Annotated in this window: 20 protein-coding genes and 9 tRNA genes; 28 read left to right on the forward strand and 1 reads right to left on the reverse strand. The window is 43.5% G+C overall.

Annotated features, from left to right (window positions below; all coding sequences use genetic code 11):
- Window positions 1-46: 46 nt before the first annotated feature.
- From eno to rpoS, 9 genes are all read left to right on the forward strand, one after another.
- On the forward strand, window positions 47-1345 hold the full coding sequence (gene eno, locus OCV39_RS02305; protein WP_113795789.1) for a phosphopyruvate hydratase: 1299 nt from the start codon (window positions 47-49) through the stop codon (window positions 1343-1345).
- Window positions 1346-1537: 192 nt separating this feature from the next.
- A complete protein-coding gene (gene ftsB / locus OCV39_RS02310; RefSeq protein WP_017054203.1) occupies window positions 1538-1819 on the forward strand; it encodes a cell division protein FtsB in 282 nt (93 codons plus the stop codon).
- On the forward strand, window positions 1820-2530 hold the full coding sequence (gene ispD, locus OCV39_RS02315; protein WP_261888847.1) for a 2-C-methyl-D-erythritol 4-phosphate cytidylyltransferase: 711 nt from the start codon (window positions 1820-1822) through the stop codon (window positions 2528-2530).
- Window positions 2527-3003, forward strand: a complete 477-nt coding sequence (gene ispF, locus OCV39_RS02320; protein ID WP_261888848.1) for a 2-C-methyl-D-erythritol 2,4-cyclodiphosphate synthase — start codon at window positions 2527-2529, stop codon at window positions 3001-3003. The genes ispD and ispF overlap by 4 nt, the downstream gene beginning before the upstream one ends.
- Window positions 3004-3034: 31 nt before the next feature.
- Window positions 3035-4078 (forward strand): tRNA pseudouridine(13) synthase TruD, encoded by a 1044-nt coding sequence (gene truD / locus OCV39_RS02325; RefSeq protein ID WP_171757166.1) that lies wholly within the window; start codon window positions 3035-3037, stop codon window positions 4076-4078.
- Between the two features lie 73 nt (window positions 4079-4151).
- On the forward strand, window positions 4152-4901 hold the full coding sequence (surE, locus tag OCV39_RS02330) for a 5'/3'-nucleotidase SurE (protein WP_261888849.1): 750 nt from the start codon (window positions 4152-4154) through the stop codon (window positions 4899-4901).
- Window positions 4898-5524, forward strand: coding sequence for a protein-L-isoaspartate(D-aspartate) O-methyltransferase (locus OCV39_RS02335; protein WP_136995819.1), 627 nt, complete (start codon window positions 4898-4900; stop codon window positions 5522-5524). The genes surE and OCV39_RS02335 overlap by 4 nt, the downstream gene beginning before the upstream one ends.
- A 2-nt stretch (window positions 5525-5526) precedes the next feature.
- Window positions 5527-6432, forward strand: coding sequence for a murein hydrolase activator NlpD (gene nlpD / locus OCV39_RS02340; RefSeq protein ID WP_261888850.1), 906 nt, complete (start codon window positions 5527-5529; stop codon window positions 6430-6432).
- Between the two features lie 100 nt (window positions 6433-6532).
- Window positions 6533-7507 carry an RNA polymerase sigma factor RpoS gene (gene rpoS / locus OCV39_RS02345; protein ID WP_017054196.1) on the forward strand — a complete coding sequence of 325 codons (975 nt, stop codon included), beginning with the start codon at window positions 6533-6535 and terminating at the stop codon, window positions 7505-7507.
- Window positions 7508-7650: 143 nt separating this feature from the next.
- Here the strand turns inward: rpoS and mutS are convergent, their stop codons facing one another.
- Window positions 7651-10212 carry a DNA mismatch repair protein MutS gene (mutS, locus tag OCV39_RS02350; RefSeq protein WP_261888851.1) on the reverse strand — a complete coding sequence of 854 codons (2562 nt, stop codon included), beginning with the start codon at window positions 10210-10212 and terminating at the stop codon, window positions 7651-7653.
- Between the two features lie 84 nt (window positions 10213-10296).
- Here mutS and OCV39_RS02355 point away from each other — a divergent pair, with 84 nt between their 5' ends.
- The 19 genes from OCV39_RS02355 to OCV39_RS02445 all read left to right on the forward strand — a co-directional run bounded on the left by OCV39_RS02355 (window position 10297) and on the right by OCV39_RS02445 (window position 23167).
- On the forward strand, window positions 10297-10791 hold the full coding sequence (locus tag OCV39_RS02355; RefSeq protein ID WP_261888852.1) for a CinA family protein: 495 nt from the start codon (window positions 10297-10299) through the stop codon (window positions 10789-10791).
- 183 nt (window positions 10792-10974) lie between these two features.
- Window positions 10975-12015: a recombinase RecA gene (gene recA / locus OCV39_RS02360; protein ID WP_017054193.1), complete on the forward strand. Its 1041-nt coding sequence runs from the start codon at window positions 10975-10977 to the stop codon at window positions 12013-12015.
- Between the two features lie 261 nt (window positions 12016-12276).
- Window positions 12277-14859 carry an alanine--tRNA ligase gene (gene alaS, locus OCV39_RS02365; protein WP_261888853.1) on the forward strand — a complete coding sequence of 861 codons (2583 nt, stop codon included), beginning with the start codon at window positions 12277-12279 and terminating at the stop codon, window positions 14857-14859.
- Window positions 14860-15042: 183 nt separating this feature from the next.
- Complete coding sequence (locus OCV39_RS02370) at window positions 15043-16230, forward strand: aspartate kinase (RefSeq protein WP_017054191.1); 1188 nt, start codon at window positions 15043-15045, stop codon at window positions 16228-16230.
- 89 nt (window positions 16231-16319) lie between these two features.
- Window positions 16320-16517 (forward strand): carbon storage regulator CsrA, encoded by a 198-nt coding sequence (gene csrA / locus OCV39_RS02375; RefSeq protein WP_017054190.1) that lies wholly within the window; start codon window positions 16320-16322, stop codon window positions 16515-16517.
- Between the two features lie 275 nt (window positions 16518-16792).
- Window positions 16793-16885: transfer RNA gene (locus tag OCV39_RS02380), tRNA-Ser, on the forward strand.
- Window positions 16886-16926: 41 nt separating this feature from the next.
- Window positions 16927-17003, forward strand: a tRNA-Arg gene (locus OCV39_RS02385).
- A gap of 39 nt (window positions 17004-17042) precedes the next feature.
- A tRNA-Ser gene (locus OCV39_RS02390) sits at window positions 17043-17135 on the forward strand.
- 87 nt (window positions 17136-17222) lie between these two features.
- A tRNA-Arg gene (locus OCV39_RS02395) sits at window positions 17223-17299 on the forward strand.
- Between the two features lie 63 nt (window positions 17300-17362).
- Window positions 17363-17439: transfer RNA gene (locus OCV39_RS02400), tRNA-Arg, on the forward strand.
- 63 nt (window positions 17440-17502) lie between these two features.
- Window positions 17503-17579 (forward strand) — tRNA-Arg (locus tag OCV39_RS02405).
- 63 nt (window positions 17580-17642) lie between these two features.
- A tRNA-Arg gene (locus OCV39_RS02410) sits at window positions 17643-17719 on the forward strand.
- 63 nt (window positions 17720-17782) lie between these two features.
- Window positions 17783-17859 (forward strand) — tRNA-Arg (locus tag OCV39_RS02415).
- A 63-nt stretch (window positions 17860-17922) separates the two neighbouring features.
- A tRNA-Arg gene (locus OCV39_RS02420) sits at window positions 17923-17999 on the forward strand.
- A 375-nt stretch (window positions 18000-18374) separates the two neighbouring features.
- On the forward strand, window positions 18375-18632 hold the full coding sequence (locus OCV39_RS02425; RefSeq protein ID WP_017054189.1) for an oxaloacetate decarboxylase subunit gamma: 258 nt from the start codon (window positions 18375-18377) through the stop codon (window positions 18630-18632).
- Between the two features lie 31 nt (window positions 18633-18663).
- Window positions 18664-20445 carry a sodium-extruding oxaloacetate decarboxylase subunit alpha gene (oadA, locus tag OCV39_RS02430; protein WP_261888854.1) on the forward strand — a complete coding sequence of 594 codons (1782 nt, stop codon included), beginning with the start codon at window positions 18664-18666 and terminating at the stop codon, window positions 20443-20445.
- 9 nt (window positions 20446-20454) lie between these two features.
- Window positions 20455-21585, forward strand: coding sequence for a sodium ion-translocating decarboxylase subunit beta (locus OCV39_RS02435; protein WP_261888855.1), 1131 nt, complete (start codon window positions 20455-20457; stop codon window positions 21583-21585).
- Window positions 21586-21761: 176 nt separating this feature from the next.
- On the forward strand, window positions 21762-22712 hold the full coding sequence (locus OCV39_RS02440) for an NADP-dependent oxidoreductase (protein ID WP_113799283.1): 951 nt from the start codon (window positions 21762-21764) through the stop codon (window positions 22710-22712).
- Complete coding sequence (locus OCV39_RS02445; RefSeq protein WP_261888856.1) at window positions 22706-23167, forward strand: YqaA family protein; 462 nt, start codon at window positions 22706-22708, stop codon at window positions 23165-23167. Before OCV39_RS02440 ends, OCV39_RS02445 begins: the two co-directional genes overlap by 7 nt.
- Window positions 23168-23198 lie beyond the last annotated feature (31 nt).

The raw sequence follows: 23198 nt of genomic DNA on the forward strand, positions 1-23198 counted from the left end.
TACCTTTTAAATTTGACATTTATATTCAACGAGAAGGAAACATTCAATGTCTAAGATCGTTAAAGTTCTAGGTCGTGAAATCATCGATTCACGTGGTAACCCAACAGTAGAAGCTGAAGTTCACCTAGAAGGTGGTTTCGTAGGTATGGCAGCTGCACCATCAGGCGCATCAACTGGTTCTCGCGAAGCTCTTGAACTACGTGACGGCGACAAATCACGTTTCCTAGGTAAAGGTGTTCTTAAAGCAATTGAAGCTGTAAACGGCCCAATCGCTGAAGCTCTAATCGGTAAAGACGCGAAAGCTCAAGCTGACGTTGACCAAATCATGCTTGACCTAGACGGTACTGAAAACAAGTCTAAGTTTGGCGCTAACGCTATCCTAGCTGTTTCTCTAGCGAACGCTAAAGCGGCTGCTGCTGCTAAAGGCATGCCTTTATACGAGCACATCGCTGAACTAAACGGTACTGCTGGTCAGTTCTCTATGCCTCTACCAATGATGAACATCATCAACGGTGGTGAGCACGCTGATAACAACGTTGACATCCAAGAGTTCATGATCCAACCAGTTGGCGCAAAAACTCTTAAAGAAGCTCTACGTATCGGTGCTGAAGTATTCCACAACCTAGCTAAAGTACTTAAAGCTAAAGGCCTAAGCACTGCTGTTGGTGATGAAGGTGGTTTCGCTCCTAACCTTGAGTCTAACGCTGCTGCACTAGCTGCAATCAAAGAAGCTGTAGAAGCTGCTGGTTACGTTCTAGGTAAAGACGTTACTCTAGCGATGGACTGTGCTGCATCTGAGTTCTTCGACAAAGAAGCTGGCAACTACAACATGAAAGGCGAAGGCAAAATCTTCACTTCAGAAGAGTTCAACTTCTACCTACAAGACCTTGCTAACCAATACCCAATCGTATCTATCGAAGACGGTCTTGACGAATCAGATTGGGCTGGCTTCAAGCACCAAACTGAACTTCTAGGCGACAAACTTCAAATCGTTGGTGACGATCTATTCGTTACAAACACTAAGATTCTTGCTGAAGGTATCGAGAAAGGCGTAGCTAACTCTATCCTTATCAAGTTCAACCAAATCGGTTCTCTAACAGAGACTCTAGCTGCAATCAAGATGGCTAAAGACGCTGGCTACACTGCAGTAATCTCTCACCGTTCTGGCGAAACTGAAGATGCAACTATCGCTGATCTAGCGGTAGGTACAGCTGCAGGTCAAATCAAAACTGGTTCTATGAGCCGTTCTGACCGTGTTGCTAAGTACAACCAACTAATCCGTATCGAAGAAGCTCTAGGTTCTAAAGCACCTTTCAACGGTCTTAAAGAAGTTAAAGGTCAATAATATCTAAGTTTATCTTAGTTAATTATTAACTTAATACTTTAAAAACGTCTCCATTCATGGAGGCGTTTTTTTATATCTGAAACATTCACATATCCCACCTCATCGCTTCAATACCTCGCCCATAGACCCCTATTATGGTATATATGTGGATTAGAAATTTATTCCCCCGACTTGATTAATACGATTGGAACTATGCGACTATTTTCCTTGTTATTGGTGATACTTTTAGGCTGGTTGCAATATACGTTGTGGCTGGGAAAAAATGGTATTTCTGATTACTACAGCGTCCATAATGAAATTGACGTTCAGCAACAAGTAAATACAAAATTACAAGCTCGTAATAATGAGATGTTTGCCGAAATCGATGACCTCAGACAAGGACTTGATGCGGTTGAAGAGCGTGCGCGTAATGAGCTAGGTATGATCAAAGAGGGAGAAACCTTCTATCGTCTGATCGATGAGGATCTTCAATAGATGATGAGTTATACCCAACCTGTTGTTGCGATTGTGCCTGCTGCTGGTGTTGGTAGCCGTATGAAAGCGGATCGACCTAAGCAATATTTGATACTGCATGGCAAAACCATTTTGGAGCATACCGTTGAAACGCTACTTCAGCATGATCTGATACCGCGAGTCGTAGTGGCAATTAGCGATGATGATCCCTATTTCCCTGAATTATCTTTAGCTGATAATCCTAATGTCATTCGGGTTTCAGGAGGCCAAGAGCGGGCTGATTCTGTTTTGTCTGGACTGAACTACTTGTCAGAGAATCGTCCTAGCGACTGGGTGATGGTGCATGATGCCGCTCGTCCCTGCCTTCAAATTTCGGATATTGATAACCTGATTCAACAATCGGTTGAACATCCTGTTGGTGGTATTTTGGCTGCGCCAGTTCGAGATACCATGAAACGCGGGAATTCTCAGAGTAATATTGATCACACAGTAGAAAGACAAAATTTGTGGCATGCGCTAACGCCGCAGATGTTCAAAACTGAGCAACTCACCACTGCATTATCAACCGCCTTAGAGCAAGGTGCGAATATTACCGACGAAGCATCCGCTTTAGAACTTTTAGGTTTTACACCTAAATTAGTGATTGGTCGTGCCGATAACTTTAAAATCACTCAACCCGAAGATCTCGCGCTTGCTGACTTCTACTTAAGCAAAAATAAGGAACAACAATGATTCGTATAGGCCATGGCTTTGATGTCCATAAATTTGGTGGTGAAGGCCCTGTTATTATTGGTGGCGTATCTATCCCTTATGAGCAGGGGTTGATCGCTCATTCAGACGGTGATGTTGCCTTACACGCATTATCTGATGCGCTACTTGGTGCTATTGCTGCAGGCGATATCGGTCGTCATTTTCCTGATACGGATGACAAATGGAAAGGTGCTAATAGCCGCGAATTATTGAAAGATGTTTATCGCCGCGTGCAAGAGTGTGGTTATATGCTTGGTAATGCCGATATTACCATTATTGCTCAAGCGCCTAAGATGGCTCCTCATATAGAGTCAATGTGCCAAGCCATCGCAGAAGATTTACAAACAGAACTACAGAACATCAATGTGAAAGCGACAACAACGGAGCGCCTTGGTTTTACCGGACGCAAAGAAGGCATCGCTTGTGAAGCGGTTGTTGTGATTACGAAAGCTTAGTTTAATTATCCACTTAATTTAAAGAATTGATATGTCAGACATTTTATCTTCAATGGCTTACCTTAATGGTAAACCAACAGCAAAAGCAAAACTCAAAGCAAAAGACGAACATTTTGTAGTACGCGAAAACCTGGGTTTTGAATTTACAGGATCTGGCGAGCACTTAATGGTGCGAATTCGTAAGACAGGTGAAAACACCAGTTTTGTTGTTAATGAATTAGCGAAAGCGTGCGGTGTGCAATCTAAAAATGTCAGCTGGGCGGGTTTGAAAGATCGTCATGCGGTGACAGAGCAATGGTTGAGTGTTCATCTGCCTAAAGGTGACACGCCCGATTTTTCGGCATTTTTGGCTGAGCATCCAAGCATTGAGATCCTCGCGACTGACCGTCATAACAAAAAGTTACGTCCAGGCGATCTTGTCGGAAACGATTTTGAAATTACTCTGTCTGAAGTATCAGATGTGGAAGATGTAGTTAAACGCATGCTACAGGTTCAAAAGTGTGGCGTACCTAATTATTTTGGCGCACAGCGTTTTGGTAACCAAGGTAATAACTTAGTTGAAGCGCGTCGTTGGGGCAAAGAGAATGTCCGTACGCGTAACCAGAATAAACGCAGTTTGTATTTGTCTGCGGCGCGTTCATGGATTTTTAATCTGATCGTGTCTGAACGTATTGAACAATCAGTCTTCAACCAAGTGTTGAATGGTGATCTTCTGGTATCAAATGAAAGACCACTATTGGTTACGGCAGAGAATGCTGATCAATGTAAAGATAAGTTCAATGCAGGAGAAGTCTTTATCAGTGCCGCTCTTGCAGGTGACAATGCCTTGCCTACTCAGGAAGAGGTACTCGCATTAGAGCAAGTTCACCTCGATGCAGAACCTGATTTGATGGCACTTATCCGCGGTAACCGCATGCGTCACGATCGTCGTGAAATTGCACTTAAGCCGCAAAACCTCTCGTGGGAAATAGAAGAAGATAACGTGACTCTTCGTTTCTCACTCGATGCGGGATGCTTTGCTACAGCAATCGTTCGTGAGTTGATAGAAGAGATCCCAGTTGAGCGTCAATACTAACACTTTGATGCTTTTACGATAAAATAGTAAATACAAAACGAAAAATGAACACAGTGCAGAAAAGGGAAGGTCAATGAAAATACTACTTAGCAATGATGATGGCGTACATGCTAAGGGAATTCATGCATTAGCAGAGGTATTGTCTGATCTCGCGGAAATTATCATTGTTGCTCCGGATCGTAATCGATCTGGAGCCTCGAATTCATTAACACTGGAGCAACCGCTGAGAGTGCAAGAGATTGTGACCAATACCTATTCAGTTCAAGGGACTCCGACAGACTGTGTTCACTTTGCTCTGAATGAATTACTGAAAGATGACCTGCCAGATTTAGTGTTATCAGGCATTAATCATGGCGCTAATTTAGGTGATGATGTTCTTTATTCCGGGACGGTTGCGGCGGCAATGGAGGGGCACTTTCTTGGGGTTCAATCCATCGCATTCTCTTTGGCTGGAAAGGAGCATTTCGCTACTGCAGCAAAAGTAGCTAGGCAATTGGTTGAGCAGCATATCGCCGCTCCGATTCCCACCAATCGCTTGCTGAATGTGAATATCCCTGATGTTGGCTTTGAACAACTACTTGGAACTCAGGTCACTCGTCTTGGTGCTCGTCATCATGCAGAGGCGATGATTCGACAAAAAGATCCGCGTGGACATGATATTTATTGGCTTGGACCTCCAGGAAAAGAGCAAGATGCGGGCGAAGGTACTGATTTTCATGCGATAGAAAATCACTATATATCGATTACACCATTACAAGTAGATCTCACTGCTCATGAGTCATTGCGTAGCATGGATACGTGGTTAAAGGGGGAGGTGAAATGAGTCACCCTCAAGCAAATCGATTGGTTGAATTTTTGATTACACATGGTATTCAGGACCAAGCAGTATTAAATGCTATTGGTGTTTTGCCAAGAGAGAGCTTTGTTTCTCAAGCAATGATACATCAAGCTTATGATAACAATGCATTACCCATTGGGCACGGTCAGACGATCTCTCAGCCATACATAGTTGCGAAGATGACTGAGTTGCTAGAACTAAAGCGAGATAGCCAAGTACTCGAAGTAGGGACAGGATCGGGTTATCAGACCGCAGTGCTGGCACAGTTGGTCAATCATGTCTATTCCGTTGAGCGAATAAAGTCACTTCAATGGGATGCCAAAAGGCGTCTTAAGCAATTGGATATTTATAACGTATCAACTAAACATGCGGATGGGTGGCAAGGATGGGCTGCGAAAGGCCCTTTTGATGCAATCATTGTAACCGCAGCACCAGAGAGTATTCCTCAGGCACTATTATCTCAACTAAAAGATGGTGGACGAATGCTAATCCCAGTTGGTGGCGATGAACAGCAGCTACTGAAAATTGTGAGATCGGGTGATGAGTATCACTCTTCAACGATAGAAATGGTGCGTTTTGTACCACTTATTGCTGGTGATTTAGCCTAAGAATGAAGAGTCTTATTCGAAGTGTCATTTACTTTATTATATGCGGTGTTCTGTTAGGGTGCGCCGCACAAACTCCTGCGCCTGTTACTGGGTTAAGTAAAGATTACAGTTCGATTGGGCGCGGTAGTTACAAAGGCAGTTTCTATGAAGTAAAAAAAGGCGATACGCTCTATTTTATTGCTTATATCACTAATAAAGATGTGAAAGATCTTATCCACAATAACAACTTATCTTCACCTTATACCATACACCCTGGACAAAAGTTAAAACTCTGGCGACCAGCTTATGTTGCTCCAAGTTACGGCAAAGCTGTCGCCGTAGCTGCTGTGACTGCTGGTGCTGTAGCGACCAAAAGCGCAGTCAGTACTCCTGTTAAGGCCTCAACACCAACAGCATCATCAAAACCCGTTAAAGCACAAAAGACGGTTAAAAAATACCCACCAAAGAAGGTTGAACAATCTAAACCAAAGGAGTATGTTGGTTCTAAAGGTAAACAAACTGTTAAAAAGGTTAACACGCCAGTGGTAGCTAAAAACAGTAAAGTTTCCAAATGGTTATGGCCAACGAAAGGGAGAGTAATTAAAAACTTTTCAGCTGGAGATCAAGGAAATAAAGGGATTGATATTGCAGGTAAACGTGGTCAATCCATCGTTGCAACAGCGAAAGGTACAGTGGTCTATTCGGGTAATGCGCTAAGAGGTTATGGCAATCTGGTGATTGTGAAACATAACGATAAATATTTAAGTGCATACGCGCACAACGACCAATTACACGTCAAGGAAGGACAGAGTGTAAAAGCGGGCCAGAAGATAGCAACAATGGGCAGTTCTGGAGCAAGTAGTGTGAGATTACACTTTGAAATTCGCTATCAAGGTAAGTCGGTTAATCCGAAACGATACTTACCGTAATTTATTGTTCGGTATGGTTTTACCGTAGCAAAAATGAAGAAGTAGCAATTTAGCGGCATATTTAGTGGTCATGTCTTGCTAACTCGCCAGGGGAGGCGTTATGGGTATAAGCAATGCAGCAAAAAAAGTTGAAGAATTTGGTCTAAATAATAAAGCGATGGATGCGCAAAAAATTAAACCAACCTCAGCCAAGAAGGCAGAGGCGAAAGAGGAATTTGAAGTTTCCTCGAAAAGCCTAGATGCCACGCAACTCTATCTCGGAGAAATTGGTTTTTCTCCACTCCTAGCAGCAGAAGAAGAAGTTTTATACGCCCGACGTGCACTACGCGGTGATGAAGCCGCTCGTAAACGTATGATCGAAAGTAACCTTCGTCTTGTTGTGAAAATATCTCGTCGCTATAGCAACCGTGGTTTAGCACTACTTGACCTTATTGAAGAGGGTAACTTAGGCTTGATCCGCGCCGTTGAAAAATTTGATCCGGAACGTGGCTTCCGTTTCTCTACCTATGCAACATGGTGGATCAGACAAACGATCGAACGTGCGTTGATGAACCAAACTCGTACTATTCGTCTTCCTATTCACGTCGTTAAAGAGCTAAACATCTATCTGCGAACCGCTCGTGAACTGTCACAAAAGCTTGATCATGAGCCGACAGCAGAAGAGATCGCAAACCAGCTTGATAAACCTGTCGATGATGTAAGCAAGATGCTGCGCCTCAATGAGCGTGTCAGTTCTGTTGATACTCCCATTGGTGGTGATGGTGAAAAGGCACTTCTGGATATTATCCCTGACATACATAATTCTGACCCGGAAGTTTCCACTCAAGATGATGATATTAAATCGTCATTGATTGACTGGTTAGATGAACTGAATCCAAAACAGAAAGAAGTGTTAGCTCGTCGTTTTGGGTTACTAGGCTATGAGCCATCCACTTTAGAAGAGGTGGGACGTGAAATTTGTTTAACTCGCGAACGAGTGCGTCAGATCCAAGTAGAAGGTCTACGTCGTTTACGTGAGATCCTGATTAAACAAGGTCTGAGCATGGAAAACCTATTCAATATCGAAACAGATTAACACTCTTCTAAATCAATCTTGTTCAGATAAAGAAAAGGCTAGAAGATCATATATTCTAGCCTTTTTACATTATTGAACCCATTTAGAACACGATGATCCTATTGCCGTTAGAGAGCCTATTGTCGTTAGATATCTTATCGCAGCTAAATTAGCTTCTTAAGACGATAAAGTTCTTCTAACGCTTGGCGAGGGGTCAGTTCATCGGGATCGATGTTGGCTAACGCCTCTTCTACTTCGCTTGGTTCTGGAATTAAACTCAGCTGATTAGCAATATCAACTTTGCTTGATTTAGCACTCTCGGGCTGGTTACCTAACATTTCTAACTGCGTTAATTTCGCTCTCGCATTTTTGATCACGGTTTTAGGAACACCCGCTAAGCCAGCCACTGCCAAACCGTAAGATTTGCTTGCGGCACCTTCTTGAACCGCATGCATGAACGCGATGCTATCTCCGTGCTCTACAGCATCTAGGTGAACGTTCGCTAAATGAGGCAAGAGTTTTGGAAGTTCGGTCAACTCAAAATAGTGAGTTGCGAATAATGTCATGGCACCGATTTGACTCGCGAGCCACTCTGCACTCGCCCATGCTAAAGATAAGCCATCGTAAGTGCTGGTGCCTCGACCAATTTCATCCATCAGCACTAAGCTATTTGGGGTTGAGTTGTGCAGAATATTTGCAGTCTCAGTCATCTCAACCATAAAGGTAGAGCGGCCAGATGCAAGATCATCAGACGCACCAATTCGAGTGAAGATACGGTCGATTGAGCCAATTTCAGCGGCTTCTGCGGGAACATAAGCTCCAATGTGAGCCATCAACGCAATCAGTGCGGTTTGACGCATATAGGTCGATTTACCGCCCATATTTGGCCCCGTTACAATCAGCATTTTTCGCTCTGAGTGTAATTCGATTGGGTTTGCGATGAAGGGTTCAGTCATGACTTGTTCAACAACGGGATGACGACCTGCTTGAATGTGGATCCCCGGTTTCTCTTTTAAGGTTGGACGGCAGTAATCCAGACTTTCCGCTCGCTCTGCTAAGTTCTGCAGTACATCGAGTTGAGAAATCGCAGCGGATAAATTTTGTAGCTGTTCTAGGCTTGGCAGCAGAAGATCGAATAGCTCATCCCAAAGCTTTTTCTCAATAGAAAGTGCTTTAGATTTTGAGCTGAGCACTTTGTCTTCATGTTCTTTGAGCTCAGGAATGATGTAGCGTTCTGCATTTTTTAAGGTTTGCCTACGAACGTAATGAGCGGGTGCTAAATGGCTTTGACCACGGCTTATCTGAATAAAGAAACCGTGTACATTGTTGTAGCCGACTTTTAAAGTATCGATGCCGTGGCGCTCACGTTCATCAGCTTCCAATTTTTCAAGATACTCTGTCGCGCCATCTGCCAGTTTTCGCCATTCATCAAGATCTTCATCATAGCCTGCTGCGATGACGCCACCATCTCGGATCACAACGGGCGGGTTCTCTTTGATTGCGCGCTCTAGCAACTCGCAAACAGACTCTAAAGGGGCCGCTTCTTGTGATAGCTTAATGAGGTGAGGATTTTGTAACGACTGCAAGTTAGCTTCTAGTTCTGGTAGTTGCTGCATCGCATGTCTCAACCTCGCCATATCTCTTGGGCGAGCAGAACGTAGTGCCAAACGAGCCAAAATACGCTCAATATCACCAATCTGTTTTAAGATCGGTTGCAAGTCTGCATATAAGCCTTGTTCTTTGATTTCACCAATAGAATCTAAGCGTTGATCGAGAGTGCCCAGATTTCGCATTGGTTGATGTAGCCAGCGTTTAAGCATTCGGCTACCCATTGGTGTTGCGGTGTGATCGAGAACTTCCGCGAGCGTATTATCGAAACCGCCAGAAAGGTTTTGAGTGATCTCAAGATTACGACGTGTAGCCGCATCTAAGATCACCGAGTGATCTTGGCGATCGAAAGTAAGCGCACGAATGTGTGGCAGAGCGGTTTTTTGAGTGTCTTTGACGTATTGGATCAAGCAACCAGCCGCGCATAATCCCAAGTGAGCATTTTCTACTCCGAAGCCGACTAAATCACGAGTGCCAAATTGCTGGTTCAATTGCTGTTTAGCAGTATCTAATTCAAATTCCCACACGGGGCGACGACGATTACCGTTGCGGTTAGCCATTAAATCAACGGCTTCAAAATCTTCAGGGAATAGAAGTTCACGAGGCGAAGTTCGTTGCAGTTCAGCAGCCATGGCCTCCGCAGTTTCAGGCTCAGTTAGCTGAAAACGACCTGAAGTAATATCTAAAGTCGCATAGCCGAACTTTCCATTTTGTTGGTAAATGGCGGCAATTAAGTTATCGATACGCTCAGAAAGTAACGCTTCATCAGTGACGGTTCCGGGGGTGACAATTCGAACGACTTTTCGCTCAACAGGGCCTTTACTGGTCGCAGGGTCTCCAACTTGTTCGCATATCGCAACGGATTCACCTTGCTGAACTAATTTAGCTAAGTAACCTTCAATCGAATGAAATGGCACACCAGCCATTGGAATTGGCTCACCAGCTGAAGCTCCACGTTTCGTCAGTGAGATCTCTAACAGCTGCGAAGCACGTTTGGCATCATCATAAAAAAGTTCGTAGAAATCACCCATGCGATAGAATAATAAGATCTCAGGGTTTTCTGCTTTCAATTTTAGATACTGTTGCATCATCGGAGTGTGTTTTTGATCGACTTTCACGGGCCACTTCTTTAGTTTAGTTCTGTTGAGGCTTAGGATACGTGAATCGAATCCGAGCGAAAAGATGAAATAAGGTTTTACACCATGGAATCTATTAGATTATTAAGCCAAAGAGTCGGCAAATTGCTGTTAGCACATCATCAAGTGATGACAACGGCGGAATCATGTACTGGTGGGGGCGTTGCGACTGCAATAACAGATGTTGCGGGCAGTTCGTCGTGGTTTGATCGAGCGTTCGTGACTTACAGTAACGAAGCAAAAATGGAAATGCTTGGCGTACTTTCTGACATTCTTGATGCCTATGGTGCGGTGAGTGAGCCTGTTGTCATTGAAATGGTAAAAGGCGCTCTTCTAAATTCTAATGCAACGATTGGTGTTTCAATTAGCGGTATTGCAGGGCCTGGTGGTGGAACTGAGGATAAGCCTGTTGGTACCGTCTGCTTTGCATGGGCAGATAAAGAGCAATGGCAAAACGTAGAAACGTGTCATTTTATTGGAGACCGAGATCAAGTTCGCAAGCTGGCTATTGAGCATGCGCTGATCGTTATGCAAAATCATTTACGAGAAAAGTCGTCTTAGAGTTCATCATCTCTTTGAGAGCTTGATCGGTTAGTTTGAACTAAAACAAAATTATTTTCATACAGGTATAGACACTGTATGAATCAACAGTATAATAAAAATCAATTACTGACACCTAGATAACCCTGAGTGTCTTACCAGATTAAAACACTGCCACTGAATGTGGATCGCGTGGAGAAAGTGATGGACGATAATAAGAAAAAGGCACTATCAGCAGCATTGGGCCAAATTGAGAAACAATTCGGTAAAGGCTCAATCATGCGTTTAGGCGACAACCGCACAATGGACGTAGAGACAATCTCTACAGGTTCATTAGCGTTAGATATCGCTTTGGGTGCTGGTGGTTTACCTATGGGACGTATCGTAGAAGTATACGGTCCTGAGAGTTCAGGTAAGACTACTCTAACATTAGAGCTTATCGCTGCTGCGCAACGTGTTGGAAAAACGTGTGCATTTATCGATGCTGAACACGCTCTTGATCCTATCTATGCGAAAAAGCTAGGTGTTGATATTGATGCATTGCTTGTTTCACAACCAGATACTGGTGAGCAAGCATTAGAGATCTGTGATGCACTTGCGCGTTCTGGTGCAATTGATGTATTGGTTGTCGATTCTGTTGCTGCACTAACACCTAAAGCTGAAATTGAAGGCGAAATGGGCGATAGCCACATGGGTCTTCAAGCGCGTATGCTTTCTCAAGCAATGCGTAAACTAACGGGTAACTTAAAACAGTCTAACTGTATGTGTATCTTCATTAACCAAATTCGTATGAAGATTGGTGTTATGTTTGGTAACCCAGAAACCACAACGGGTGGTAACGCGCTTAAATTCTACGCATCAGTTCGTCTTGATATTCGTCGTACAGGCGCAATTAAAGAAGGCGATGAAGTTGTGGGTAATGAAACTCGCATTAAAGTTGTTAAAAACAAGATTGCAGCACCGTTCAAACAAGCGGAAACTCAAATTCTTTACGGAAAAGGTTTTAACCGTGAAGGTGAGCTGATTGATTTAGGTGTTAAAAATAAATTAGTTGAGAAAGCGGGTGCATGGTACAGCTACCAAGGTGATAAAATTGGCCAAGGTAAAGCGAATTCGGGTAAGTACTTACGTGAGAACCCAGAAGTTGCACTTGAAATCGATACTAAACTACGAGATCTACTGTTAACACCAGTTGTCGTGGAAGAAGAGACAGGGACTGAGTCACCTGAAAATGAAGAGTTATAGAGTGTTCGCTCTTTAATTGTTAATGATATCAAAGCCCTGCAATGCAGGGCTTTGTTGTATTTGAAAAGAATAAAAGCAGACTTTAAACATCGACTTTATAGTGTGATTGCAGCTTTTCATATTCATCGCTTAGTGCTTTTTTATTGAATCTCTTAAAGCACCCTGCCTATTTCTCACCACAACGCATAATCTTTTGCTCGCCTAGTCATTTCAATTTACAATATGGAAAAATACTAACTCGAATATTTCAGGAAGAGCTGCATGTACATGAGCACCGATGAGGTACGCCGCGCGTTCCTTAAGTTCTTTGAAAGCAAAGGACACCAAATTGTAGATAGTTCATCATTAGTTCCAGCTAATGACCCTACGTTACTATTTACCAATGCTGGTATGAACCAGTTCAAAGATTGTTTCTTAGGACTTGAAAAACGTAGCTACACTCGTGCGACAACCTCTCAGCGTTGTGTTCGTGCTGGTGGTAAGCATAACGATCTCGAAAATGTTGGTTTTACCGCTCGTCACCACACCTTTTTTGAAATGCTGGGCAATTTTAGTTTTGGTGATTACTTTAAGCGTGACGCGATTAAATTCGCATGGGAATTTCTAACCGAAGTTCTTCAGCTTCCTGCTGAGCGTCTACTTGTCACTGTATACGAAACCGATGATGAAGCATTCGATATCTGGAATAAAGAGATGGGCATCCCTGCTGATCGCATTGTTCGTATCGGAGATAAAAAAGGTGGAAAACCGTTTGAGTCAGATAACTTCTGGCAAATGGGTGACACTGGGCCTTGTGGTCCATGTTCTGAGATCTTCTATGATCACGGCGAACATATTTGGGGTGGCCGCCCAGGTACTCCAGAAGAAGATGGTGACCGATTCATTGAAATTTGGAACAACGTTTTCATGCAGTTCAACCGTCAAGCTGATGGAACAATGGAAGCATTGCCAAAACCATCAGTCGATACAGGTATGGGCATTGAGCGTATTTCTGCAATTATGCAGGGCGTACACTCAAACTATGAAATTGATGTATTCCAAACATTAATTAAAGCAGCGGCTGAAATTACAGGGCATGAAGACCTGTCAAATCAATCGCTACGAGTAGTCGCTGACCATATTCGTTCATGTGCGTTCTTGATTGTTGATGGCGTAATGCCTTCAAATGAAGGCCGTGGCTATGTCCTACGTCGTATCATTCGTCGTGCCGTTCGTCATGGTAATAAGCTTGGTGCACAAGGTTCATTCTTCCACAAACTTGTTGGTCCATTGGCTGAAGTAATGGGCACAGCAGGCGAAGAGTTGAAGAAACAACAAGAGCTAGTTGAGAAAGTGTTACGCATTGAAGAAGAGAACTTTAGCCGCACTCTTGAGCGTGGCATGGTGATTCTTAACGAAGCTTTAGACTCCCTTGATGGCAAAGTTCTAGACGGTGATACCGTATTTAAACTTTATGATACTTATGGTTTCCCTGCTGATCTGACTAACGATGTTGCACGTGAACGTGAATTTACGATTGATGAAGCTGGCTTTGAAAAAGCGATGGAAGCTCAACGTCAACGTGCACGTGAAGCAGGTCAGTTTAATACAGATTACAATGCGTCAATAAAAGTGGATAGCAATACTGAGTTCTGCGGTTACACAGCGACTCAAGGTGACAGCAAGATTGTTGCTATGTTCGTAGATGCTGATGAAGTTGAAACATTAAGTGCAGGTGATAAGGCGATTGTCATTCTGGACCAAACCCCATTTTATGCAGAATCAGGCGGTCAATGTGGTGATGCGGGTACACTTAACACTCAATCTGGCGTATTTAAAGTTGTTGATACACAGAAGCTAGGAAATGCTATTGCTCATCATGGTGAGTTGGTTGAAGGCGTTCTAGCAAAAGAAGATAACGTGTCAGCTAATGTGAATGCAGAGCGTCGTGTTGCGATCTCTCTTAATCACTCAGCAACTCACTTATTACATGAAGCGTTACGCCAAATATTGGGTGATCACGTTGCACAAAAAGGTTCACTAGTTAAAGCGGATAACCTTCGTTTTGACTTCTCAAACCTTGAAGCAGTAACGCCAGCAGAGCTTAAAGAAGTAGAACGCTTAGTGAATGCTCAGATTCGTCGTAACCATACTATTGAAACCAATATTATGGATATTGAATCCGCGAAAGCAAAAGGTGCGATGGCGCTATTCGGCGAAAAATACGATGCAGAAGTTCGCGTACTCTCTATGGGAGATTTCTCTACTGAGCTTTGTGGTGGTATTCATGCGAATAATACTGGTGATATCGGCCTATTTAAGATTACCTCTGAAGGCGGCATCGCGGCTGGTATTCGTCGTATTGAAGCGGTTACTGGCGATTCTGCTTTAGACTTTATTGACTCTCAAAACAAAGCTTATGAAGCGAAAATTGCAGAGTCAGCACAAAAAGCGAAATCTTTGGAAAAAGAAATGCAGTTGCTGAAAGATAAAATGGCAGCAGCAGAAAGTGCCAATATTATGGGCAAAGTGACCGATATTTGCGGTGTGAAAGTGCTAGTTGCTGCTCTTGAAGGCGCGGATAACAAGAACCTTCGTACAATGTTAGACAATACTAAAAATCAGATTGGTAGCGGTATTATTCTTATTGCTAACGTTGCTGATAATAAAGTGGGTTTAATTGCTGGTGTGACGAAAGACCTGACTAGCAAAGTAAAAGCGGGTGATTTAGTTAAAATGGTTGCAGAGCAAGTTGGCGGTAAAGGTGGTGGTCGACCTGATATGGCGCAAGCGGGCGGTACAGACGTAGAAGCCTTACCAGAAGCATTGCAATCTGTTCAAGCTTGGTTAGAAGAGCGTTTATAATTACATTTAACCTCTAAAGTTAATGCCCAATCAAAGATAATTTGATTGGGCATAATTTATTGAGATTAACCAAGTGGTCTAATTGTCGAAGTTAGACTACTTGGTTAATTTTTTTGAACTAAATCTACTATCGATTTAGATGTGTTAATTCATGCGACTGCGGTCCTAGGAAGGTGAAGGCTGGTGAAAAAGCCCATAATTGTGCAAAAATTTGGTGGAACATCTGTAGGCTCTATAGAGAGAATGCATGTGGTGGCAGAACATATCATTAAAGCAAAAAATGATGGTAACCATGTCGTGGTTGTCGTTTCTGCTATGTCAGGTGAGACAAATCGTTTAATAAATTTAGCTCTAGAAGTTGATGACGTGCCTAATGCAAGAGAGCTAGATGTATTACTTTCAGCTGGTGAGCAAATGTCGATGGCTCTACTTGCTATGATCCTGAGTAAATTAGGGTATAGCACGACATCATTGACAGGATCTCAAGCTAAAATATTGACTGATAATCATCATAATAACGCGGCAATTAAACATATTGATACCGGACCTATTACTGAGCTTTTGAACGATGAACAGATCGTGATAGTTGCAGGCTTCCAAGGTATTAATTCCAAAGGGGATATCACTACACTCGGAAGAGGTGGGTCTGATACTAGTGCAGTTACTCTGGCTGGTGCGCTTGAGGCACAAGAGTGTCAAATATTTACAGATGTCGATGGCATTTATACATGTGATCCGCGAGTGGTAAAAAATGCTCGTAAAATTGACTGTATCGACTTTCCTGCAATGAAAGAGATGGCTCGAAAAGGTGCGAAAGTTCTTCATCTTCCATCTGTCTTATACGCTCATCAGTATAACGTGCCACTTAGGGTTCTTTCTACGTTTGAGGTTAACGACGGTAGTTTAGTTAGTGGAGACTCTTCTGAACGCTTAATTTCAGGGCTGGCATTAGAACACAGTTTGGTCATGATCCACGTTGAGCATTCGACGAGTGAAGCATTACAAAAGCAGTGTCAGATGCTGGGTATTGAAATATGGAGTGTGATCCAGGAAACAGATTGGACAGGAGTGGTCATTAAACAAGATGCTTACGCCAAGTTAGGGCTAGTTTTTGATGAGAAAATCCGTAATAGTGAAGCGGTAAGCTTGCTCACAGTTGTTGGTACTCAAGCGCAAAGAGTGTTGTCGGCGTCGATCGAGTTACTATTAGATCATGGAATCGATGTTCATCATCATTTTACAGAGCAGCGATCATTAATGCTGGTTTTGTGTCCAACTGTAGTTGAGAAAGCGGCTAACATACTTCATGATGCATATATAACGGAGCACGAAACCGAACTATTTCAGCAAAATCAGATGCATTTTGGTTAAATAAACAAATAGACAGTTTACGAAAATATAACTTTTGTTGATAATGGTTTCGTAGCAAGATAATTCAGAGATTACTCAAGGAGCAAAGAATGCTAATTTTGACTCGCCGTGTTGGCGAAACACTGATGATTGGTGATGAAGTGACAGTTACTGTGCTAGGTGTAAAAGGTAACCAAGTACGTATCGGTGTTAATGCACCGAAAGAAGTATCTGTTCACCGTGAAGAAATCTACATGCGCATTCAAGCAGAGAAAGGTAACGGCAACGTTACAACAGGCAACTACTAATTGGGTAGTGTTTGAGAAAAGGCTGGCAAATTTGCTGGCCTTTTTTGTGCGCGTAATTAAGTAGATAAGAACGAGAAACTTTCAAATGAAACCTACCTCGCAATTTGTCGATGTTTTTTCAGTTACACTGCTATTCGAGGCGTCAATCTCGACTTTAACGTGCGATTTTTCAACGCTTTGATTAAATAGGCAACGGTTGAGGTTTTTTTTGCAGTTTTTGCCAAGAAAATGTTTGACATATTTTTGGTAAATCGTAATATGTGCCTCCTCAAGACGGTGAGGTGGCCGAGAGGCTGAAGGCGCTCCCCTGCTAAGGGAGTATACGGTTTGTAGCCGTATCGAGGGTTCGAATCCCTCCTTCACCGCCATTCTTGAGACGTTGACTTACTTAGGTAAAGAAACAATTAGTGCGCGCGTAGCTCAGCTGGATAGAGTACCTGGCTACGAACCAGGCGGTCGGAGGTTCGAATCCTCCCGCGCGCACCATTATCTCCTTTGCAAGAGATAAAACAGTGAATATACAACGGTGAGGTGGCCGAGAGGCTGAAGGCGCTCCCCTGCTAAGGGAGTATACGGTTTGTAGCCGTATCGAGGGTTCGAATCCCTCCTTCACCGCCATTCATTGTATGCCCTTAGGGCTTTTTTTGTTTCGTAAGAAATGGAATGTGATAAGCTTCACAATAATTCTTTAGCAGGAATTACAGTGCGCGCGTAGCTCAGCTGGATAGAGTACCTGGCTACGAACCAGGCGGTCGGAGGTTCGAATCCTCCCGCGCGCACCATTATTACTCTCGTAAGAGAGACAAGCAGTGATTGATACAATCATTGTGTAACACCGATTTAGTGCGCGCGTAGCTCAGCTGGATAGAGTACCTGGCTACGAACCAGGCGGTCGGAGGTTCGAATCCTCCCGCGCGCACCATTATTACTCTCGTAAGAGAGGCAAGCAGTGATTGAAACAGTCATTGTGTAACACCAATTTAGTGCGCGCGTAGCTCAGCTGGATAGAGTACCTGGCTACGAACCAGGCGGTCGGAGGTTCGAATCCTCCCGCGCGCACCATTATTACTCTCGTAAGAGAGGCAAGCAGTGATTGATACAATCATTGTGTAGCACCGATTTAGTGCGCGCGTAGCTCAGCTGGATAGAGTACCTGGCTACGAACCAGGCGGTCGGAGGTTCGAATCCTCCCGCGCGCACCATTATTACTCTCGTAAGAGAGGCAAGCAGTGATTGATACAATCATTGTGTAACACCGATTTAGTGCGCGCGTAGCTCAGCTGGATAGAGTACCTGGCTACGAACCAGGCGGTCGGAGGTTCGAATCCTCCCGCGCGCACCATTATTACTCTCGTAAGAGAGGCAAGCAGTGATTGAAACAGTCATTGTGTAACACCGATTTAGTGCGCGCGTAGCTCAGCTGGATAGAGTACCTGGCTACGAACCAGGCGGTCGGAGGTTCGAATCCTCCCGCGCGCACCATTATTTCTCTTTTAGAGATTAAAAAAGCCTCGCAATGCGAGGCTTTTTTGTATTTAACATTTCTATTACTTCTTGTTAACTTGAATAATACAACCAATTGTTTTTATTAGTTAATCTCAGAAATTTTAACCTCATCTCACTATTGACCCCATTTCTTCAGTAATCTGGCAATATTCACTAGTTTTTTAGTCTAAAAAAGGCCATAAGATCAGATTTATGTGATTTGAGTGTACAAATATTCATCTGATTTGTGCTTTATATAGAACTCTTCCTTAAACAAAATTGACAAAGTTTTACCAATCGAGATAATCCTTTTGTCGGGATTTATAATCGTGGAGTCCTGCACATGTCAGGATGACGAAGAAAGGAAGCAACATGACACATATTGGAAGCCTGCTAGTAGATGCTGCAACCCTGATGGTTACGGGGATGTCGGTCGTCTTTATTTTCCTCACCATTCTAGTTTACGTAGTTCGGTTGATGTCCAAACTGGTACCAGAAGAAGTACCAGCACCGATCACACCTACCACTCAAAATAAAAAAGTTACATCAGAATCCTCTGCTATCAGCCCAAGTGTAGTAGCCGCGATTTCGGCTGCGGTACATCAATACCGTACCTCTACAGCTAAATAGCATTTGTAAGTATTAAAAGGAGTTAATGAGCATGTCTAAACCACTAGCGATCACAGATGTGGTACTTCGTGATGCCCACCAGTCACTATTTGCTACGCGTATGCGTATTGAAGATATGCTGCCTATTGCAGCAGAGCTGGATAAAGTTGGTTATTGGTCTCTTGAAACATGGGGTGGAGCGACGTTTGATTCGTGTATTCGATTTTTAGGGGAAGATCCTTGGGAACGTTTACGTGAATTAAAGAAAGCAATGCCAAATACACCAATGCAAATGCTATTACGAGGACAGAATTTACTCGGATATCGCCATTACGCAGATGATGTTGTTGAGAAATTTGTTGAGCGTGCGCATATCAATGGTATGGACGTATTTCGTATCTTCGATGCGATGAATGATGTGCGTAACTTTGAAACGGCTGTTAAGGCCACAATTAAAGTGGGTGGCCATGCGCAAGGTACACTCTCTTACACAACCAGCCCGGTTCATAATTCAGATACTTGGGTTGATCTGGCTAAGCGTTTAGAAGATCTTGGTTGCCACTCTCTATGCATTAAAGATATGTCAGGCTTACTGAAACCTTATGAAGCCGAAGAGTTGATAACACGTATTAAAGCGTCATGTGATGTTCCTTTGGCTCTTCATAGCCATGCTACGACAGGTTTATCAACGGCGACGGCTGTTAAAGCGGTAGAAGCGGGCATTGATATTTTAGATACGGCTATTTCATCAATGAGCTGTACTTATGGGCATACACCAACTGAAACCGTTGTTGCGATGCTTGAAGGTACAGAGCGTGATACAAATCTTAAACTTGAACAAATAGAGCCAATTGCGACATATTTTCGTGATGTTCGTAAAAAGTATGCGAAGTGGGAAGGGCAGATGAAAGGGGTGGACTCTCGCATCCTGATCGCTCAAGTACCTGGTGGCATGCTAACCAATATGGAAGGGCAGCTAAAAGAGCAAGGTGCAGCGGATCGTCTTGATGAAGTTCTGGAAGAGATCCCACGTGTACGTAAAGATTTAGGCTACATTCCTTTGGTGACACCGACGTCGCAAATTGTAGGGACTCAATCAGTAATTAACGTACTGACAGGTGAAAGATATAAGAGTATTACCAAAGAGACAGCTGGTGTTCTTAAAGGTGAATATGGAACGGCTCCAGCGCCCGTGAATGCCGAGTTACAAGCGAAAGTTCTCAATGGCGCAGAAGCGATCACTTGCCGACCTGCTGACTTGTTGGTTGACGAACTCGATACTTTAACAACAGACCTACTCAGCAAAGCGAAATCAGAAGGCATATCTTTAGCCGAAGATACCGTTGATGATGTCCTGACTTATGCGTTATTCCCTCAAGTTGGACTTAAATTCCTTAAAAACCGCCGTAACCCTGAAGCGTTTGAACCTGCTCCAACATTAGAATCAGCACAGGCTGCGACGGCTCCTGTTGCCGCGCCTGCATCTGTTGGTTCAGTGGAAACTTATAGCGTTAAAGTTGATGGTCAAGTTTACGATGTCGAAGTGGGTCCTCAAGGGCAATTGTCATCAGTCACTCCAGCAAAATCAGCAGCCCCTGCGGCTCCTGCTCCAGCAAGTGATAGTGAAGTTGTTCCAGCGCCTTTAGCGGGAAATATCTTCAAAGTGAATGTGCAAGCGGGTGCTGAAGTTGCTGAAGGCGACGTACTGCTATTGCTTGAAGCGATGAAGATGGAGACTGAAGTTAGAGCAGCTCGTGGTGGCATTGTTCAAGACTTACACGTTAAAGAGGGCGATGCTGTAGCTGTCGGTTCTCCACTACTAAGCTTGGCATAAGGGAGTACCATGGACGGATTAAAGATCTTATGGTCGGAAACAGGGATCGCAAACTTCGAATTTGGCCAGGTTTGCATGATGCTTGTTGGCTGTATTCTGCTCTTTTTAGCTATCAAGAAAGGATTTGAGCCTTTACTACTATTGCCTATTGGTTTTGGTGCAGTATTAGCCAATATACCTAATGCCGGTTTTACTGATCCGGGTGGGTTACTTTACTACGTTTACCATGTTGGAATTGAAACGGGTGTCTTCCCGCTACTGATCTTCATGGGCGTAGGAGCTATGACGGATTTTGGTGCGTTGATCGCCAACCCTAAAACCCTATGGCTTGGAGCCGCAGCACAGTTTGGTATCTTCTCGACCCTATTTGGGGCGATATTACTTAACTATGTACCAGGAATGGAATTTTCGATGGCAGATGCATCATCGATTGCCATCATTGGTGGCGCAGATGGCCCAACCGCAATCTTTTTAGCAAGTAAGCTATCACCTGATTTGCTCGGAGCTATTGCGGTGGCAGCATATAGCTACATGGCGTTAGTACCGATTATTCAGCCTCCAATTATGAAAGCGTTAACCACGCCTGAAGAGCGTAAGATTAAAATGGCTCAACTGCGTCATGTTGGGAAAATGGAGAAAACTATATTCCCACTCGCCGTTTTGATTATGACGATCTTATTCTTACCTTCAGCAACGCCATTAGTTGGTATGTTCTGTTTGGGTAACTTAATGCGAGAAGCCGGTGTGGTGGATCGTCTATCCAAGACCGCCCAAAATGAGCTAATCAATATTGTGACAATATTTTTAGGCCTAGGTGTTGGTTCTAAACTGCAAGCTGATAAGTTCTTAAACTTTGAAACTTTAGGTATTTTAGCATTAGGGGCGGTTGCCTTTAGTATTGGTACGGCTGCGGGTGTACTGATGGCTAAATTACTCAATAAATACTCGAAAGAGGACATTAATCCATTGATTGGTGCGGCGGGTGTTTCTGCGGTACCAATGGCGGCAAGGGTAGTAAATAAGGTTGGTTTAGAAGCTAACCCACAAAACTTCCTATTAATGCATGCTATGGGGCCAAATGTCGCGGGTGTGTTAGGCTCTGCGGTAGCGGCTGGTATTTTGCTTGCACTAGCGGGTTAAAATAGACGCTAATGCTTAACCTATAAGTATGAAATGGTTTATAGTCAAAGGGATGCAATTGCATCCCTTTTTATTACCTATTTTTTTCGGTGTGTGCACAACTTGCTGTTAAGTGCGATAAACACCCATCAAAGTACAATAGCAGTATGTACTCAATCCAAGATTAGGGACTTTCTATGGAAAATAAGCAAATCGTAATCACTGAATTTGGCTCCGCGGAGACCTTAGCAGTGGCAACCTCACCGGTCCCAGTACCAAAAGCTGATGAAGTGTTAATTAAGGTTGCTTTTTCTGGTGTGAACCCTATTGACGTCAAAACTCGAGCCGGTCTTGGTTGGGCTGCTGCACAAAATAAAGATAACCTCCCTTGGGTTCCTGGATATGACATTTCAGGGAAAGTCGTCGCCTGTGGAGCAGCGTCTACCCGATTTTCTATCAATGATAATGTTGCCGGCTTTATTGGCTTTCCTCTTCAAGGGGGAGGCTATAGCCAATATATCTGTGTGGCCGAAACGGATTTGTGTGCAGTGCCGGATGCGATCACCTTGGAAGCTGCCGCAGCACTGCCTTTAGCGGGACAAACTGCTGCGCAGGCCATCAATAATGCGGAAGTTAAAGAGGGCGATAGAGTACTTATTTTAGCTGGTGCTGGCGGGGTCGGGCATCTTGCAGTGCAAATTGCGGTTGCAGCCAAAGCTGAGGTATACACCACTTGCAGTGAAGCGAATTTAGATTACCTTGCGAATCTAGGGGCCCACGCGGTTAATTACCAATTTGCACCAGCTTCAGAGCGTGTATCTGATGTCGATGTTCTGATTGATCTCGTTGGAGGAGATATCGCCTTAGATGCACTTAAATGCCTAAAAGATGGCGCGCGAGTTGTGACCGTTCCAACCCTGTCAGCAGAGCTTATTTGTGAGAAAGCTAAGCTTCTAGGTTTTACTGCCAATGGCATGTTGGTTAAACCTGATATTGAACAACTTGATGCGTTGATGTACATGGTCAGCGTCGGGTTATTAAAAACTGAAATCCATAAAATTTATCCATTGGAACAAGCCCAAGACGCTCACCTCCAAATTGAAACTGGTCATACTCGCGGTAAGGTGCTGTTGGGTATGCAGTGCTAGAGCTTTTTAACGCACTGTTTGAAGATATTGCATTATGGTTTTCAGATTCAGCATTATGGGTGCTTTTTTTTAGTGGCTTTTTGAGTGCAACCTTGTTGCCTGGTGGTTCAGAAGCAAGCGTGATTGCCACACTTAGCCTGAATCAATTTTCAGTTTTAAGCATCATATTGATAGCGACCACAGGCAATACGCTTGGGGGGTTAACCAATTATTGGATCGGTATTTGGCTTCCTAATCGAACTGAGCAGGATAAACATGGTCATAAAGCATTAGCTTGGTTAAAAAAATATGGCTATTGGACGATGCTTTTAAGTTGGCTTCCCATTATAGGCGATCCGTTATGCCTTGCTGCTGGTTGGTTAAGGATGAAGTTTTGGCCATGCATGATTTTAGTTTTTATCGGTAAAGCATTGCGTTACGGTGTTTTATCGGCTGTTTTTTTAGAGCTTTTTTAATGTATTTATCATCGTATATCGTTATTTGATT

This window comes from Vibrio cortegadensis (genome assembly GCF_024347395.1).
Taxonomy (GTDB): Bacteria; Pseudomonadota; Gammaproteobacteria; order Enterobacterales; family Vibrionaceae; genus Vibrio; species Vibrio cortegadensis.